The 18,824-nt window shown below is 28.4% G+C and carries 12 protein-coding genes; 4 read left to right on the forward strand and 8 right to left on the reverse strand.

Features of this window, described 5'->3' with window-relative positions; all coding sequences use genetic code 11:
- Positions 1 to 45 precede the first annotated feature (45 nt).
- The 8 genes from pgm to gap are packed head-to-tail and all read right to left on the reverse strand — an operon-like array spanning position 46 to position 12,350.
- On the reverse strand, positions 46 to 1,662 hold the full coding sequence (pgm, locus tag ACKU3H_RS01645; RefSeq protein ID WP_320035241.1) for a phosphoglucomutase (alpha-D-glucose-1,6-bisphosphate-dependent): 1,617 nt from the start codon (positions 1,660 to 1,662) through the stop codon (positions 46 to 48).
- 18 nt (positions 1,663 to 1,680) lie between these two features.
- Positions 1,681 to 3,324, reverse strand: a complete 1,644-nt coding sequence (glgP, locus tag ACKU3H_RS01650) for an alpha-glucan family phosphorylase (protein WP_320035242.1) — start codon at positions 3,322 to 3,324, stop codon at positions 1,681 to 1,683.
- A gap of 11 nt (positions 3,325 to 3,335) precedes the next feature.
- Positions 3,336 to 4,763, reverse strand: a complete 1,428-nt coding sequence (locus tag ACKU3H_RS01655; protein ID WP_320035243.1) for a glycogen/starch synthase — start codon at positions 4,761 to 4,763, stop codon at positions 3,336 to 3,338.
- A complete protein-coding gene (galT, locus tag ACKU3H_RS01660) occupies positions 4,760 to 5,758 on the reverse strand; it encodes a galactose-1-phosphate uridylyltransferase (RefSeq protein ID WP_320035244.1) in 999 nt (332 codons plus the stop codon). Before galT ends, ACKU3H_RS01655 begins: the two co-directional genes overlap by 4 nt.
- A gap of 11 nt (positions 5,759 to 5,769) precedes the next feature.
- A complete protein-coding gene (locus tag ACKU3H_RS01665) occupies positions 5,770 to 7,851 on the reverse strand; it encodes a glycoside hydrolase family 57 protein (protein ID WP_320035245.1) in 2,082 nt (693 codons plus the stop codon).
- Positions 7,844 to 10,327, reverse strand: a complete 2,484-nt coding sequence (locus tag ACKU3H_RS01670; RefSeq protein ID WP_320035246.1) for a sugar phosphate nucleotidyltransferase — start codon at positions 10,325 to 10,327, stop codon at positions 7,844 to 7,846. Before ACKU3H_RS01670 ends, ACKU3H_RS01665 begins: the two co-directional genes overlap by 8 nt.
- A gap of 39 nt (positions 10,328 to 10,366) precedes the next feature.
- A complete protein-coding gene (locus ACKU3H_RS01675) occupies positions 10,367 to 11,344 on the reverse strand; it encodes a 6-phosphofructokinase (protein ID WP_320035247.1) in 978 nt (325 codons plus the stop codon).
- 10 nt (positions 11,345 to 11,354) lie between these two features.
- Positions 11,355 to 12,350 carry a type I glyceraldehyde-3-phosphate dehydrogenase gene (gene gap, locus ACKU3H_RS01680; RefSeq protein ID WP_320035248.1) on the reverse strand — a complete coding sequence of 332 codons (996 nt, stop codon included), beginning with the start codon at positions 12,348 to 12,350 and terminating at the stop codon, positions 11,355 to 11,357.
- Positions 12,351 to 12,540: 190 nt separating this feature from the next.
- On the opposite strand from gap, the gene ACKU3H_RS01685 reads away from it, so the two are divergent.
- The 4 genes from ACKU3H_RS01685 to ACKU3H_RS01700 all read left to right on the forward strand — a co-directional run bounded on the left by ACKU3H_RS01685 (position 12,541) and on the right by ACKU3H_RS01700 (position 18,819).
- Complete coding sequence (locus tag ACKU3H_RS01685; RefSeq protein WP_320035249.1) at positions 12,541 to 14,547, forward strand: alpha-amylase/4-alpha-glucanotransferase domain-containing protein; 2,007 nt, start codon at positions 12,541 to 12,543, stop codon at positions 14,545 to 14,547.
- Positions 14,548 to 14,560: 13 nt separating this feature from the next.
- Positions 14,561 to 14,914, forward strand: a complete 354-nt coding sequence (locus tag ACKU3H_RS01690; protein WP_320035250.1) for a Spx/MgsR family RNA polymerase-binding regulatory protein — start codon at positions 14,561 to 14,563, stop codon at positions 14,912 to 14,914.
- A gap of 254 nt (positions 14,915 to 15,168) precedes the next feature.
- Entirely contained in the window at positions 15,169 to 17,283 is a 2,115-nt protein-coding gene (locus ACKU3H_RS01695) for a TonB-dependent receptor (protein ID WP_320035251.1), read from the forward strand.
- A 9-nt stretch (positions 17,284 to 17,292) separates the two neighbouring features.
- A complete protein-coding gene (locus ACKU3H_RS01700; RefSeq protein ID WP_320035252.1) occupies positions 17,293 to 18,819 on the forward strand; it encodes a 4Fe-4S binding protein in 1,527 nt (508 codons plus the stop codon).
- The last annotated feature ends 5 nt before the right edge of the window (positions 18,820 to 18,824 follow it).

Below are 18,824 nucleotides of genomic sequence, written 5' to 3' on the forward strand. Positions count from 1 at the left end.
AATATATTTTTATATTATACAAAAATCCTTGTATAAAACTACTAACTAAAGATTACTAAATATGCTATTTGCTATTTCTTGAGCTTCTTCTTGAATCTGTTTTAAATGTTCATTTCCTTTAAAACTTTCTGCATAAATTTTATAAATATCTTCAGTACCTGAAGGTCTTATTGCAAACCAACCATTTTGCGTTACAACTTTAAGGCCACCAATTGCAGCACCATTGTCTGCTTTTGTTAATATATTTTCTATTTTTTCACCTGCTAAACTTTCTTGTTTAATATCTTCAGGTTTTAAATTTTTCAAAGCCTTCTTTTGCTCAACATTTGCAGGAGCATCAAGTCGTCCATAAACTGGTTCACCAAATTTTTCTATTAATGAATCATAATATTCACCTGGGTCTTTTTTAGTTTTAGCTAAGATTTCTGCAGCTAAAAGATTTAAAATAATTCCATCTTTATCTGTGCTCCAAACTTCACCATTTTTTCTCAAGAAAGACGCCCCTGCGCTCTCTTCTCCACCAAAAAATATCTCTTTTTTTATAAAAGGTTTAACAAACCATTTAAACCCAACAGGTGTTTCAAATACTTTTTTACCATTATCTTTTACAACCCTATCAATCATAGAACTACTAACTAAAGTTTTTCCTACTCCTAAATCATCAAAATCTCTATTTCTTGATAAATAATCAATCACTACAGACAGATAATGATTTGGATTTAAAAGACCTTTGCTTTTTGTTACAATCCCATGTCTATCAAAGTCTGTATCATTTCCAAATGCAATATCAAACTTATCCTTTAAATCTATAAGTCCAGCCATTGCATAAGCTGAAGAACAATCCATTCTTATCTTTCCATCTTTATCGCAATGCATAAATGAAAATGTGAAATCAGGAGTATCATTAAAAATTTCCATATTTAAATCATATTTTTCTTTTATTGCTTTATAAAAAGCCATCCCTGAACCACCCATAGCATCTGCACCAATTTTTAGGTTTGCAACTTTTATGGCATCCATATCAATTACATTTTTTAAATCATCCACATAAGGAGTTATATAATCATATTCAACTAAAAAACCTGTTTCCAAAGCTTCTTCCAAATCCATTACTCGAATATCTTCTAAATCATTTTTTAAAATCTCATTTGCTCTTTGTTCAATAACCTTTGTAATAGATTCATCAGCTGGACCACCATCACTAAAATTATATTTAAATCCCCCATCACTAGGAGGATTATGTGAAGGAGTTATTACTATCCCGTCACTATTTTGATGGGTTAAAATTGCGTGAGAGATTACAGGAGTTGGTGTGTATCCAAAATCTTTTGCATAATATGTTTTTATACCATTTGCAGCTAAAACTTCAAGGGTAGTTCTATGTGCTGGAATAGATAAGGCATGGGTATCCATACCTAAAAAAAGTTGGCTATGCTTTTTTTCTAAATGATATTCTGCAACAGCTTGAGCCATAGCTAAAATATGCTCTTCATTAAAACTATTTTTTGAAGCACAACCTCTATGTCCAGAAGTTCCAAAACTAACCATATGAGCTGGATTTTCTACATCTGGTACTTTTACATAATAATCACTTATTAATTTTGGTATGTTTTCTAAAATCTCTTTTGGTGCTTTCTTTCCTGCAAGTTCATTTAATCCCATTTATTTACCCCTTTTTTTCTATTTATTGTACATTAATGTGTAGTATTCATGTACCATTCTACCCGAATCAAATGCTGGAATAACATCTGAAATTGAGCTTTTCTTTACATTCAACCACTCTTTTTTATCATCATAATATAATGGAATGATTTTGTTTTCTAAAACATCCATCAAGTTTTTATTATCTAATCTATCTTGCTCTTCAATAGCTAATCCTCTTCCTTCTGTTGGAATCGTAAAAGAGTTTACTCCCTCTTTACAAAATTCTGGATGCCAACCATCTGCAATAGATAGATTTATTGCACCATTCATAGCAGCACTCATACCACTTGTACCACTAGCTTCTCTAGTAACTCTTGGAGTATTAAGCCAAATATCACACCCTTTTTTTAATTTCATAGAAAGGTCTAGTTCATATCCAATTAATACTGCAATATTTTTATATGACCTAGCTATATGGTTTAACTCATTAAAAATATTTATTGCTTGTGCATCAAAAGGATAAGGTTTACCTGCCCATATAATTTGAATAGGATATTTTTGATTATTTATCATATTTTCAAATCGCTGTAAATCATACTTTAATAAACCTGGTCTTTTATATTCAGCAAATCTTCTCGCCCAAACAATTGTTAATACATCTGGGTCAAACATTTTTCCTGTTTGATTTGCCACCTCATCAAAAAGCAATCTTTTTAAGTGTTTTTTTCTAGCTTCAAGTTCAAAATCTTCATGTTCATCTAAAGCTTTTAATAAACCTTTATCTGTCCAATATTTTCTATTTTGTGCGTTTGTAATAGAGATAATTTCACATCTTCCTTCTACAAAATTCCACATCTCATTTGCAACTTCACCATGGATTTTTGATACTCCATTTGCAATTTTTGACATTTTTAATGCCCCTACTGTTAAAGAGAATTTATCCCCTGTGATTCCAGTGATTTCTCTAACTTCATCTAAACTATTTTCACTAAAAAATCCCATTTTATTTAAAAGATTTATATCATGTTCCTCATTACCTGCTGCTTCTGGGGTATGGGTTGTAAAAACTACTTTGTTTTTAAGTTCTTCAATATTTTTATGCTTTTTATATAATTCAAAAGCCATAGGTAAAGAGTGTCCCTCATTCATATGATAAATATCAGGATTGTATTTTAGTTCTTCTAATACCTTTGTTCCACCAATACCTAATATTATCTCTTGAGCTATTCTTGTTTCTGTATTTGAATCATACAATTTATGAGTAATAGTTCTTGATAAATAATCATTTTCAGGAATATCTGTAGATAAAAGGATTAATGGAGCACTATTAAATAATTCACTTGGAACTAAATATGCTTTAACATACACAGGCTTTCCATTTATATCCACAGTAACAGTTACATTTAAATCTTCTAAATAATAATATCTTTTTCTTCTAAATTCAGTTTTTAAATATCTATCTTCATCTCTTCCTTGGTCATAATATCCATAACTCCATAACATACCTATTCCAATAAGATTTTGTTTTAAATCATAAGCACTTCTCATATGTGAACCAGCAAGAAAACCTAAACCACCTGAATAGATCTTTAAAGCCTGATGGATTGCAAATTCCATAGAAAAATAAGCAACACTTGTAGAATATTTTTTATCAATCTCATATTTATGTAAATAACTCATTTTTATCCCTTTTATGATTTATATAGATTTAAATACTCAGAAGCAGAATGAATCCATGAGTTATCAATACTCATATTATGCTTAGAGATTTTTTCAAATTTTGTTTTGTTTCCAAATAAAGAAAAGGCTTTTGCAAGTGCATGATTAAACCAAAATAGATTATATTCATCAAATGTAATTCCCAATCCTAACTTTGAATCTTCGATATTTTTTATATCTGTAAAATCTAAAACTGTATCTTTTAATCCACCTGTTTTAGAAACAATAGGAAGAACACCATATTGCATTGCAATCATTTGATTTAAACCACAAGGTTCAAACAATGAAGGCATTAATAAAAAGTCTGCACTAGCATAAAGTTTTCTACTAAAAGCTTCATCATAACCTATTTTTACATGTATATTTTCATATACACCAACCAAGTTGCCAAACATATGGTTATATATATCTTCACCACTACCTAATATAACAAAATTCGCTTCATAGCTTTTAAATAGATTTATAGCTTCAAGTATTAAATCAACACCTTTTTGAGAAGTGAATCTTCCTATAAAAATAAAAAGTGGCCTTTGCTCTTCTTTAAAGCCTAACTCTTTACATAAACTTGTTTTGTTTATAGATTTTCCTTCATAAGTTTTAATTGAAAAGTTTTTATCTATATATTCATCTTTCATAGGATTAAAAACTTCCACACTTATACCATTTACTATACCTTTTAATTTATAACTGTTTACTCTTAATGTATCATCTAAAGTCTCACCAAATGCTGGTGTTTGTATCTCTTGGGCATAGGTTTGGCTAACAGTTGTAACATTATCACTAAAAAAGATTCCTGCTTTTAAAAAGTTTACATTATCAAAGTATTCTAAGCCATCAAACTTAAAGCAACTATTCCAGTCTATCTCTAATTCATCCATTACTTTTTTAGGAAAGATTCCTTGATAAGCCATATTATGAATAGTTAATACTGTTTTTTGTTTTAAGTTATATCTTGTTTTCATAAGTAAAGGGATTAATGCTGTTTGCCAATCATTTACATGGACCACATCAATTTTTAATTTCATTCGAATCATAACTTCTAAAACACCATAAGAGAAAAGTCCAAATCTTAAAGCATTGTCTCCAAAGTCTCCAAAATCATCATGGTATAATCCCCATCTATCACATAAAATAGGATTATAAATAAAAAGTTCCTCTGGATTATTTTTATTTTCAAATACATCAAATTGGTGTCTAACACCATAAAGCCAGTAATCAAAAGTCAAACCATTATAAACTATATCAAATTTATCTCTATTAACTTGATTGTATAAAGGCATAATTGTATAAACTTTTTCACCTTGTTTTCTTAATGTTTCAGGAAGAGCAAAAGCTACATCAGCCAATCCTCCTGTCTTTGCATAAGGAAATATTTCACTTGCGGCAAACAGAATATTCATCTACTCTCCTTGTATATTTTTGTTGCTGTTTCTGGTAAAACTACGTTAATCTTTATATCTGTATTTTGTTCAAATCCAGCTTCTTTATATATTCTTGGTTTTATTTCAATATTAAACCTAAAATAGTTTTTTGTTTCTTCATTATAATCTTTATATGGCGCATTGTTAATAATCATGTTAAAAGCAACATCACCTAAAGCAGCATAAAATTTTGAAAAATACTCTTTAGTAATATCACATAATGCACTTAAATCACTTTTTGTAAATTCACTTAAAGATGATAATCTCTTTTTTGAAACAATTTTTACTTCAAAGGCAAAAGAGGAAGCATAAGGACAATACAATACAAATTCACTATTTTGAGCAATTATGTTTTTTCCATAGGCCAATTCTTCATATAATATATCATCAAACAGTGCTCTATTATGAGCCTTGAAATACTCTTTTTGATACTCAAAATTCTCTTTTATTTTTTTAGGTAAAAAAGGTAATCCTATAATTTGAGAATGGGAATGGGACATTGAAGCTCCTGCTTCCTCCCCTTGATTTTTAAATACAGAAAGGTAGGCTAATCTATCATCTTTTTTTAGGTTAACTACCCTTTCTTGAAGTATTAAAAAATAGTTTATCAAATCATTATAATCATAATCCCAAATTTGTTTATCGTGATTTGGAGTTTCAATAACAACTTCATGGGCTCCAAAACCACTTGCTTTTTCAAAAAAACTATCTCTTGTAGATTGAAGAGGCGCTTCTATAGATAAAACATTATAAAGGTTTGGAACAACTCTACATTTCCATTTTCCATCTTGTGAAATTCTAGTTATTTCATGGGGAGTGAACTCCTCTTTTCCTAAATCAAAAGGGCATTTCTCATGCATAATTTCACCAAGATAAACCTCTTTTTTATTGTTTAAACCTTTTGGTCTTTTAAGACGTTCAGGAGCAAAAAGTGTCCACTCTTTTGTTAATTTACAATATCTAAATTCTGACACAATATCTCCTATTAAATATACCAATTTTTTAAAAATAAATTTTCAAAATCCAAAATAACTTCATCATATAAAGGGTATCTTTGAATTTTCTTTTCATCTTCGAAAATCTCAAACATAAGATCAATTTTTTTATGTGTATAATCATAAAGTTTTAATTCTATTCCTTTATCAAAAGCTATATCAAAATATAATCCATTTTGCTCAATACTCTCTTTACCTTTTTTTATATCAAAAGTAAATATCATATCGTTTAGAGTTAATCTTAACTCTAAGTTTGATTTATATTGAAATTTTTCACCTTTTAAATATAAAAATAGATTCGGTTTTTTATCTATTCCATAATAAAGATATTCAGCTAATAAAGCTGAAGAATCCATAGTACTAAACTCTTTTTTAATATCAAATCTACCACTATTTAGCCACTCAAAAAAGTTACTCATATTTCCATCAACAGTAGGATAAATAAAATCTGTTGGCTTAATATTTATCAATTTACCTTTATCTTTTTTTACTATAGGAACATGGATTTCTGAAGGTATCTCTTCATCCATTAATCTATAAATATTTTTAAGATGTGCTCTAAACTGATCATCAAATTGATGATTTAATTCTGTATAATGGTCATCTCCATACCACCAAAACCAATCACTTCCAAGGGCAATTAAAAACTCTTTGTCAATTTGTTTGATAGTATCATCATCTAAAAGTTCTTTTTTTCTATCATAATCATATTTAGTAGTATCAAGTAGTTCCCAAGCTTTGTTTTTTTGTGAGTTACCTATCCAAATATCAAAATTACCATTTATCCAACTTCCACTGGCTAATCTATATAATGGAATTTTTTCTATCTCTTCTATCTGTTCTATTTCATCAAAAAGTGTTGACTCACACCAATCTTGATTTGATAAAAGTTCATAAAGATTTTCAAAAAAATCTTGTGCATTATTAGGATAAAATTCCCAAGCATTTTCACCATCTAAGATTACAGGAACAACTATTGATTTTTCTGCATTTAAATAGATATTTTTTAGATGAGAAACAAAATCATTTGCCGCATCTTTTGCATTTTTTTTACTATACTCAAATCCTATTAGATCACTTAAATATTTATCTCTAAAAAATAGATTCACTTTTCCATTTTGTGTTTCTAAAAAGTAAGAATTGTATACCACTTCTTTATTTGATTTTTGTAAAGATTTGAAAAGAATCTCTTCATCAGAGCAAGCCCATTTTACTCCATTTTTAGCAAGTAAAGAGATTGTTTCTTCACTTACACTTCCTTCACTAGGCCAAAATCCGTTTGGTTTAGCATCAAATTGTTTTTCATAATATTCAATTGCACTACTTACCTGCTTTGAAGCAAACTCTTTATAATCTGCACTTTTTGTTGCTGGTAAAACCACATCATTTCTTGCCTCAACTGCACTTTTTCTATCTATTAAAAGTGGTAATATTGGATGATAAAAAGGGGTTGTTGATATTGAGATTTGTCCTTTATCCTTTAACTTTTTATAATAAGGAACAACCTCTTCTAAAAAAGAAAACATAGTATTAACTAAATCTATTTTTTGATTTTGAGAATAATATCTTTGTTGTCTAATTAACTCTTTTACCAAACTATTATTTTCTCTTAAAAAATTTCCACACCAACTTAATAAAAATAAAACTTCTAACTCTATAATCTCTTCATTACTAAAATTTGACAAAGAATTATTATTTGCTTTAAATTTAATTAGTAATTCATGGTATTTAGGAAAAGGTCTTATCATATGATGTTCATTTGGTAAAAAAAGATACTCTTCTAAAAATAGTTTTTCTTCATTACTTAAAAAAGCGGGTTCTTTTTTTAAAAATTCAATAAACTTATCATTGGCAGCACCTTTTATATACTCTTCCATTTGAGCTAACAAAGAAGGTACTAAATTAAAAGTTGCCTTGATTTTTGGAAACTTTTCCATATACCATGGTATATCATAATAGTCTTTTGTTGCGTGTAAAAAGACCCAAGGCATTAAAGTTGATTTTGTATAATCATCTTTATAGTATGGTTGGTGCATGTGCCATAGAAATGACAAATATATTTTTTTATTCACTTATCCACTTTTCTATTTTATCTTGATATGAGTAGAAAATCTTTCCTGCACTTTTTTCATCTTCTGCTTGAACATAAAGATTTAAGTACTCATTATGTTGATCTGGAACCATAAGTATCCACTCATCATCATTCATCCAGATCTTAACTCCATCTGTTGAAGATGTTTTCTTACCTTTTCCATCTTCTAAGAATTTTCTCATCATCTTACCTTTTAAAGAGCTAGGACAAGGTATATTTTCACCTTTATATGAAAAATCAGGAATATCTTTATGAAGTTTTGACAATTTTTTACCTGATTTTTCAAGCAATTCCAAAATTTTAAAACTTGTAAAAATAGAATCCCTATTTAATCCAAACTCATTAAATGCAAAATGTCCATCACTATCTGCAATTAAATCATATTCTTTTAGTTGTTCAGCTTTGAAACTTGATAGTTTTTCCCTTGAAACTTCTATATTATCATAAGTTACAAAATCAGGTGCCCAAGCTGGTAAGATCACTTTTAGTTTTCTATCAGTTGTGCTATCTAATAAAGCTAAAATAACTAATAACAATTTATAATCATAAATCAATTCACCTTTATTATCAATCACTTGTAATTTATGACCATTTGGATAAATTAAAAAACCACAATCAAAATCTAAACCCCTTACAATATTTTGCATATTTTCTTGGGTCTTTACAATATCATTTGGTTTTAATTTCTCACTTTTATGGGCATTCAATATAATATTTTCAATACCTAATTCATTTATAATTTTTGGATAAATGTCAGATGTTGAACCGTTCATAATATCTACAGCAACTTTTAATTCACTATCTTTAAACATATTTTTATCAAAAGAGTTTTCAATTGTTTCAATATATACATCTCTTAGGTTTTTGTCTTCTGTAATTGTACCAATCTCATCATATTTTACTTTTCTAAAATTTTCTCTAAAGAATATTCTTTCAACAGATTGAGCCAATTTAGTATCTAAAACTAAACCCTCATTTGTAAAAAAGATAATTTCAGTTTGTGTTGGATCAAAAACAGATTGTCTTAGGTGAATACCTGCAACGATCTCATCTGTTTTACTTAAGGCATGTCTCATTACATTTGATGGAACATTATATGGATCGACAATATTTACACCCGTTGATAATATTCCAGCAACAAATGCTCTTTTTAGCATAAATGTTGATTTATGATAATCCCTTGATACATAAACTGAACATCCAACAGGAAGTATAGAACCAAAGGCTTCTGCAAGCTTAGTTGTCATCTCACAAGAAAGCTCAATATTTGTTCTACCAATAACAGCTCCATCTTCAAAAATTGAAGATTTATATCTATTTCCCCAAATAATATTTGTACTAACTACCGATGATGCTTCTAATACTTTATCAGGCCACATAACAATATCTTTTTCAAAAGATACTTTTTTGTTAACTAAACATTTTTCAGCCATTATCACACCAAATGAAGCTTTTGATTCATCTTTTATAACATTGTTATTACAAATAACTGAGTTATTTAATTTTACTTTTACCCCAATTTTCACATCATCCCAAAGTACAGAATCTATAATTTCTGAGTGTTTACTAACTCTACAATTATCTCCAATAACACAATTTTTTAGAGTAACACCTTCATCAATAAACACATTTTTACCAATTACTACAGTACCCTCTACTCTAATTTTTTTATGAAGTTTACTACCCTCTTCTAAATAGATTTCACCATTATCTATATTTGACAATTCACCTTTACAAGGAAGTTTTATATCTCCACTAAATATATCTTTAAAAACCTCTCTATAACTTTCAGGGTTACCTACATCTCTCCAATAACCTTTATGAGAATATCCCCAAAGAGGAATCTCTTGTTTCATCATTTTAGGAAATAAATCTTTTGCAAAATCGAAATTTTCTTTATAAGGAATTAAATCTAAAACTTGTGGTTCAATGATATAAATACCAGTATTGATAGTATCACTAAAAACTTCACCCCAACTTGGCTTTTCTAAAAATCTTTCTATTCTATCCTCTTCATTGGCAATAACTACTCCAAATTGAAGTGGATTTTCAACAGAAGTTAATGTAATAGTTAGTTGTGATTCTTTCTTTTCATGGAAACGTTTTATTTTCTTAAAATCAAAATTTGTAACTAAATCTCCACTTACGATAATAAATGTTTCATCTAGAAACTCTTTTGCAAAGGCAACTGCTCCTGCTGTACCATAATCATCATCAGGTAAAAAATATTGTATTTTTACTCCCAAGTCTGAACCATCTTTGAAATAGTCCTTAATAATATCAGGTTTAAAATAGAGTAATACTCCAATCTCTGTAATACCTAACTCATCTCTTAACTTTATGATTATATGCTCCATCATAGGTCTATTTAATATAGGAAGCATAGGTTTAGGAACGGAATTAGTTAGAGGTTGAATTCTTGTTCCAAATCCACCAGCTAATACAATCGCTTTCATTATTTACCTTTCGTTTTAGATTTTTTTAGACTTTGTTTATTAGTTTACTAACCTTTTAGCCAACTCTAATAAATCATCTCTAATTTTATATTTTTGTGAATTTACGTGTTCAATTGTTACAAATTGGAATTCACTTCTATTATAAACTATTACACTTCCACCAATATGGTCAGAAAGTAACTTATCTATTGAGTATGTAACAAACTCCGAAGCCATTAATCTATCAAATACAGTTGGATTACCTCCCCTTTGAACATGTCCTAAAATTGTTGCTCTAGTTTCAATGCCAATATCAGTTTCTAACCATTGTACAAGTTGATTTGTACTTGTACATTTATCATGATTACACCCTTCAGCAACAATACAAACAATATATTTACGCCCTTTTTCTAATTCATCTTTTAATCTATTACCAATAGATTCTAAATCATAATCAAGTTCAGGGATAATACAAACTTCTGCACCACAAGTAATAGCAGATACCAATGCCAAGTATCCACAATCTCTACCCATAGTTTCAATAACACAAGCTCTTTTAAATGAAGAAGAGGTATCTCTTACTGCATCTGTTGCTTGCCTTATGATATTTAATGCAGTATCAACACCTAAACAATATTCTGTACCAAAAATATCATTATCTATTGTAGCTGGTACTCCTATAAAGTTTACTCCAAAATCTTTATGAAATTGATTTAAAGCTCTAAAAGAACCATCTCCACCTAAAATAACAATCTTATCTATTCCATATTTTTGTAAGTTTTCAAAAGCTTGCTTTCTATACTCATATTCAAAAAATCTTTTTGATCTTGAAGACCTTATTTTTGTACCACCTTCGTGCATAATCCCTGCAACATCTTCATATGTTGCAGCTTTTATATCTCCATCAATAAGACCTTCTAAACCATCATATATTAAATATGGTTGAACATCTTTAGTAAAACAATAATCAACAAATTGTTTTATGGCAGGGTTCATCCCTGCACAATCCCCTCCCGAGGTCATTATTGCTATTGACATTTACTACCTTTTAGTATTGACCAACAAATAAAGTCATATCAACTAATCTACTAGTATATCCCCATTCATTATCATACCAAGCAAGAACTTTTACAGTTTTTCCCTCAACAACTGAAGTCATATCTGGAACAAAAGATGAAGAGTATGAGCTACCTATAAAGTCACTTGAAACTCTTTTGTCGTTATCAATTTCAATAAATCCATCAAATTGTGATTGACTAGCTAATTCCATAGCCTTATTTACATCCTCTTTTGTTACCTCTTTTTTAAGATTAACAGTTAAATCTACAACTGAAACATCAGCAGTTGGAACTCTCATAGCATATCCATTTAATTTACCTTGTAAGTGAGGCATAACCAAACCAATAGCTTTTGCAGCTCCTGTTGTTGTTGGTATCATATTTAATGCAGCTGCTCTTGCTCTTCTTTTATCTTTATTATGTTTTACATCTAAAATATTTTGGTCATTTGTATATGAGTGAATTGTAGTCATAAGACCATTTTCAATCCCAAAGTTGTCATCTAATACTTTACAAATTGGAGCTAAACCATTTGTTGTACAAGATGCATTTGAGATAATTTTTTCACCATTATAAGAATCTGTATTAATATTTAAAACAAAAGTTGGAGTATCATCTTTTGCTGGTGCACTCATTACAACTTTTTCAACTCCACCTTTTAAATAAGCTTGACATTTTTCTGTTGTTAAAAATGCTCCTGTACACTCAATAACTACAGTTGCTCCACATCCACCAAAATCAATATTTTTTGGATCTCTATCAGAGAATACTCTTACTTTGCATCCGTTTACACTAATATGATTATCATCTATTATTTCAGCATCTACTCCCATATGTACGCTATCATACTTTAACAAATAAACTAACATGTCTAAATCACTAGTAGTATTTAATGCCACTAATTCAATATCACTTCTTTGAGCGATGATTTTTGTTGCTATAAGACCTATTCTACCTGTACCGTTGATTGCTACTTTTAATGCCATAATTTTTCCTTTTATATTTTTTTGTATTAGAATAACAAATTATTATATTATAATACATGAAATCAATTACATTCTAATTGCAAAAGTATATAATGTAATCAATTTGTAAATGATAGTTACTATTATATTTAAGTAAAATAAAATATAGGTATAAATTATTTGCAATTTAATTAAATATTTAAGGATTCATATGCAAACTAATCTTTTATTTGGTATTCATTGTCATCAACCTATAGACAATTTTGATAAAGTAATTTATGAAATAATTGAAAAATCTTATCAACCTTTTTTTGAGATATTAAAAAACTATCCAGAGTTTAAATGTTCTGTTCACTTTAGTGGTTGGTTATTCGAATTTATCAAAAAAAAGAGGCCAGAACTTTTCTCCTTAATAAAGAGTTTAAGCTCACAAATAGAGTTTTTTACAGGGGGATATTATGAACCTATTTTAGCTTCTATTCCAAGTCATGATAGAGTTGCACAAATAAATAAATTATCAGATTTTATAATTGAAAACTTCAATCAAAAACCAAGAGGCCTTTGGCTAACTGAAAGAATCTGGGATGACTCTATTATTGATGATTTAAAAGAGTGTGATATTGATTATGTAATAGTTGATGATTATCATTTAATTGCATCAGGATTTAAGAAAGATGAGTTAAATGGTTACTTTTTAACTGAAAACAGTAATAATCAAATGGCACTATTTCCTATAAATAAAGACCTAAGATATATTATTCCCTTTGCAACTATTGATAATAGTATTAAAAAAATTAAAGAATTTTCAAATGAGGAAGGTAAAAATGCCGCAATCATTTTTGATGATGGGGAAAAATTTGGAGTATGGCCAAAAACCTATGAAAAAGTTTATGAAAAACAATGGCTAAAAAACTTTTTTGCAAAATGTATTGAAGATGAAACAATAAATATAACTACATTTTCAGACTTTTATGATAAGAACAATGCAATATCATTGTCATACCTACCAACTGTTTCATACCATGAGATGGGTGAGTGGTCAACACTTCCAACAAATGCAAATGATTATTTAGATTTAATCCACCAACATATGGATAAAGAGTATCTAATTCGTGGTGGGATTTGGAAAAACTTTTTTATTAAATACAATGAGAGCAATTGGATACATAAAAGAGCCTTAGAGCTTTCAAGAAAAAAAGATGTATCGGAGCAATTTAAAGATTATCTATATAGAATCCAATGTAATGATGTCTTATGGCATGGAGTTTTTGGAGGAATTTATCTTCCTAATTTAAGAGATAATGCTTATAAATATATCATTAGATGTGAAAACCTTTTAAATAATACTGGCTATGAAAAATGTGATATAAATATGGATTCATATGAAGAATACAAATTTTATACTCCTGATTTAATTACAATAATTGACCCAAAAATGGGTGGTCAAATTATAGAATTTGATTTAAGAAAACAGTGTTTTAATCTACAAAATACTCTTACTAGATATCACGAAACTTACCATGATAAAATCCAAAAAATTGAAGGAAAAGAGGAATTAGAAGTTAAAGAGACTGAAAGCGATGAAGAGATTGCAACAATTCACAATGATTCACTTTTATCTACGACTGAAGATATTGAACTTTTTACAGATTGGTATATAAAAAAATCAGCAATTGACCATATTACAGATAAAAGTTTAACAGAAGAGAGTTTTAAAGCGTGTAACTTTAATGAATATGCAGATTTTGCAAATCAAGCTTTTGAAGTAGAAGATATTACTCAAAACAGTATTAAACTTAGAAGAGATGGAGGGATATATAAAGAGCAAAAAAAGAATACGCAGTTAACAAAAAGCTTTAAATTTAATAACAAAAAAGTGGAATCAACTATAGAAATAAAAAGTGAAGAAAGCTCTATTATGAAATATCTTTTAGAGTATAACTTTCATTTTCAAGACTATGAAATATTAACAGTGAATGGACATAATATTGGTGAAGCGTTACATCTTGAAAATTCACAACTTACAATATTAGATCAATCAATGAATAAAACAATATCTTTTTTCTTTGATCAATGTATGGATATTTATGTATATCCTGTAAAAAGTGTTAGTCAAAGTGAAGCAGGAGTTGATTATACAATTCAAGGTATTGCTTTAGGTTTTGCTAAAGATTTTAGCTCTCAACTTAATTTAAAATATCATATTGATATTCAATAAAAAGGGAAATAAAATGAAAATGTATGGAATAAAAAGTTGCGCAAGTGTTAAAAAAGCAAAAGCTTTTTTTGATAATAATAATATCTCATATGAGTTTATAGACCTTTCTAAAACTCCTGTAGGAAAAGATAAAATTGAACAATGGACAAGTTTTGTCCCAGCTACTTCTATGTTAAATCCTAGAAGTAAACCATATAAAGATTTGGGTTTAAAAGATAAAAAAACTACAGAAAAAAAAGCACTATCTTTAATAGAAAAAGATAATGGCATTATAAAAAGACCTGTGATTGAACATGGACTAAATGGAGAATGCAAATTTACTATTGGTTTCAATGAAGAGGAATATAACTCTACTTTCTTAAGCTAACAATTTTATAGAAGCAGTTCATTCTGCTTCTTAAATATAATATTTACCTTAGATAACTGAATTAATTTTTAAATTAACATTAAATTAACTAATAATTAACATCTACTAGATAATATCCCTATATTAAAAAAAGTTCCCACTCTCACTAGTTTGGCGACAGAAGAATGGAAACTTGGTATTTGACACCGATATTATTATAGTTAAATCTCTCTTTTACTATTGTTAATATTTGTGTCCTTTATTTTGGAGGAACAATGAAAAAAACAGTAATCTTATCTATGGCTTTATCAACATTTTTATTTGCATCAGAAGATTTAGGTGTAATAAGTGTTGATTCAACAACAATTGATGATAAATTTGAAGCAAAAAAAAGTGAAGTATCATCTGTAACAATAATTGACGAAAAAAAAGTTGAGAAAATCAACCCTCAAAATATAGTTGAAGTTTTAAATTCAACCCCTGGAATCACAGCAATGCAAACAGAAGGTGATATTGTAAAACTTCACATAAGAGGTGTTGACAATCAAGTTTATATGGGTGAGAGACCTGGTATTGCAGTTGTTATTGATGGTGTTCCAGTTCAAGAAACTACAGGAAAAATCAATATTGATTTAGACAATATTGAAACCATAAAAATAATAAAAGGTGGAGCATCTTATCTTTATGGAAATGATGCTTTATCAGGGGCTATTGTAATTACAACAAAAAGGCCAAAAGGGAAAGATTTTAGTAAATTAGAGGCCCAACTTGGAAGCTTTGGTTATGAAAAAATCTTAGTATCTACAAATAAAAGCTTTGAAAACTCTGCTTTACAAATTCAAAGTAGTTATAAAAATACTGATGGATTTTGGGATAGAGCTTTTAAAGAAGATAAATCTATTAGTACTAAATACAATTATTATTTAGATGATACAAGTGATGTAGTTTTTGGTTTTAGTTATAATAAAATTGATACAGGAGATGGAAGCGGTGTCCATGGAACAAGTGCAGCTATACTTGATCCAAAAAGTGTTAGAGAGATTACTTACTCATCAGATTATGATACTACTTTAGTAAAAAGCTTTATTACCTATTCTAAAGATTTTTCAAATAACTCAAATCTTATGCTTAATACATACAGATATACAGATGACAAATCTTATCAATCAGCTTATGAAGATGTAAATAATGATGGCTTTAATGATGCACACGATTATTTTAATGATGAAAAATGGTCGCAAAATGGTATAAAAGCAGAATACAGATACTCTTCAAATATTTATGCATTAATGCTAGGGCTTGATATACAAAGAAATAATGAAACTACAAATAGAACTCCTCTTCCATGGGGGACTGCTTCATATGGTGGTCTTTCGGCAAGTTCTTCAAATCTAGATGAAGATATAAATGCTTTTTATACTGAATTTAAATACGAATTTACAAATAAACTTACCTCAACTTTTAACTTTAGATATGATGATATAAATTATGATTTAGAAGACTTATTAAACCCTTTACAAAATATATCACCATCTTTTAATGAAAGTTCATTTAGAGCAGGATTAAACTATGAGATTAATGCTAATACAAATTTATATACAAGTGTTTCTACTGGTTTTAGAGCTCCAAGCGCGGGACAGATAAGTAGTAATAGTAATAATGGATATAAAACAGATATAGATTCAGAAGAGATTATAAACTATGAATTTGGATTAAGAGGAAAAACTGATTATTTTAATTATGAAGCCTCAATCTATCAACTAGATAGAAAAGATTATATTGGAATGAGAGCAGGAAATTATGTAAGAAGTTCTGATGAAGATAATTATTATGACAATGTAGGGGATATGAGAAGCAGAGGTTTTGAACTAGCTTTAAGCAGTTCTCCTTTAGATAATTTATCAATAAATCTTGCATACACTTATTTAAATGCAGAATTTACGAAAAACAACTATAAACAACTTGTTTCTGATGCTGTTTACACCTATCCAAGAGGAGTTAGAACTTTAGTTTCTCCAGCAGTGTTTCAAACTCTAAATTTAGCAGGAAACCAAGTTCCAAGAACTCCAAAACATACTCTTAATTTAGTATTTAACTACACTCCAATTGATAACTTAACAATATCTCCAGAAGTGATTGCAAAAAGTACTTATTATGCTGATGAAACAAATAATTTTAAACAAAGTGCTTATGCTTTAGTTAATTTAAGAACATCTTATAAAGTCAATGAAGATTTGGAGATTTTTGCAAGAATTGATAATCTATTTGATAAAAAGTACAACCAATTTGTGCATCTAACAGCTAGTAGAGTTGACAATACAATGGAAGACTCAACAATTATTGTTGGTCCATCACGATCATTTTATGCTGGTCTTAGATATAGATTTTAGGAATATCAAATGATAACAAATAAAAATAGAGATATAAATGATATCTATAATATTCCCGTATTAAAAATCTTTTTTAAAAATAAAGTAGTTATAAGAACAGTTCAAATATTAACTCTTGCTCTTTTTATTTATGGTATTTATTTTGGATTTAAAGAACCAGAATCAGGAAATATTTTTACAAGATATTTGTTTTGGGGACTATTTTGGTCACTTTTTATGGTAGTAAGCCTTGCAACATTTGGAAGAATCTTTTGTGGTATTTGTCCCCATGGTTTTGTTGGTAAATATCTTACAAAAATTGGTTTAAACAAAGAGTTTCCAAGTTTTCTAAAAAATAGATACATAGGAATATCAATATTAATTATTGGTTGGTGGTTTGTATATTATACTTTTCCTGGATTTTGGAAAACTCCTGGTAATACTGCACTAATGTTTACAATCTTAACAATTCTTGCTTTTTTACTTTTTTACCTTTATAAAGATATGAATTATTGTAAGTATATTTGTCCAATTGGAACTTTAACAAAAGCATTTCATAAAGTATCTTCTACCTTTTTAGGAACTTACAAAGAGGATTGTAAAGAGTGTAAAACTTTTGATTGTGCTAAAGCTTGTAGTTATAATCTAAAACCATTTACTTTTGTAAAAAAGAACTCAATGGAAGATTGTACTTTATGTATGGATTGCAGTGCTGCATGTGAAGGTGTTAATTTTAAAATCACTAAACCCTCAAATACTTTATTTAAAAAATTTAAAACTGATTTAGCAGAAGTATGGACATATATACTTATTGTTGCAGCTATTCCTATTACTATGTCATTTCACCATGGATTAAACAGAACAAATATAGCTGAGCAATTTATTTGGAGCAAAACAGCAAACTTTTTTGAAAGAACTTTTAATATCACATCAATAGACACAGTTGGAATGTTTTCTTTTTTCTATGCCCTACTTTTTTCAATATCAGTAGTTTATATTGGTATGCTTATTGCTTCAAAATTTTTAAACAATGATACTAAAAAAACCCTTGCTACTTTAGGTTATGCTTTTATTCCAATCTTTATTATAGGTGGTTTAGCTCACTTATTACATAGTTTTTTTACCCACACCTATGCAGATATAGTAAATGGATTTTTATATGGGTTTGGATTTGAAGAAATAAAAGTTTCAAATCTTGCTTCAAGACAAGATTCTTGGTTAAAAATATTTAATTTCTTCCCTTATTTAGCAGTTATTTGGGGATATTTAATTTTAGCAAAAAGAATAAACTTTTTTGAAGTATCAAAAAGTAAAAAAGTTTTAGCATTTATATTTGCTTCATCTTTAATAACTTTTTATTTATGTTTAAATTTTTATAGAGCTTATGTATTTAGTACGCATGGTGTGAAACGTGGTGGGCACAATCATAACACCTCTAAAAGTTCTAAAATGTTTCAAAATGTGCATAAAGAAAAAGCTGTAGATTTAAAAAAATATGAAGGAGAGATTAAAAATTTTAAAGAAGCTATAGAAGTTTCATTAAAAGATTTTAATTAATAGAT

This window comes from Halarcobacter sp., from assembly GCF_963675975.1.
Taxonomy (GTDB): Bacteria; Campylobacterota; Campylobacteria; order Campylobacterales; family Arcobacteraceae; genus Halarcobacter.

Excerpts from the sequence above, each read along its gene's own strand:
- gap (WP_320035248.1), bottom strand. The coding sequence starts at position 12,350 with ATGGCATTAAAAGTAGCAATCAACGGTACAGGTAGAATAGGTCTTATA.
- ACKU3H_RS01655 (WP_320035243.1), bottom strand. The coding sequence starts at position 4,763 with ATGAATATTCTGTTTGCCGCAAGTGAAATATTTCCTTATGCAAAGACA.
- glgP (WP_320035242.1), bottom strand. The coding sequence starts at position 3,324 with ATGAGTTATTTACATAAATATGAGATTGATAAAAAATATTCTACAAGT.
- ACKU3H_RS01690 (WP_320035250.1), top strand. The coding sequence starts at position 14,561 with ATGAAAATGTATGGAATAAAAAGTTGCGCAAGTGTTAAAAAAGCAAAA.
- ACKU3H_RS01675 (WP_320035247.1), bottom strand. The coding sequence starts at position 11,344 with ATGTCAATAGCAATAATGACCTCGGGAGGGGATTGTGCAGGGATGAAC.
- pgm (WP_320035241.1), bottom strand. The coding sequence starts at position 1,662 with ATGGGATTAAATGAACTTGCAGGAAAGAAAGCACCAAAAGAGATTTTA.
- ACKU3H_RS01670 (WP_320035246.1), bottom strand. The coding sequence starts at position 10,327 with ATGAAAGCGATTGTATTAGCTGGTGGATTTGGAACAAGAATTCAACCT.
- ACKU3H_RS01700 (WP_320035252.1), top strand. The coding sequence starts at position 17,293 with ATGATAACAAATAAAAATAGAGATATAAATGATATCTATAATATTCCC.
- ACKU3H_RS01685 (WP_320035249.1), top strand. The coding sequence starts at position 12,541 with ATGCAAACTAATCTTTTATTTGGTATTCATTGTCATCAACCTATAGAC.
- ACKU3H_RS01695 (WP_320035251.1), top strand. The coding sequence starts at position 15,169 with ATGAAAAAAACAGTAATCTTATCTATGGCTTTATCAACATTTTTATTT.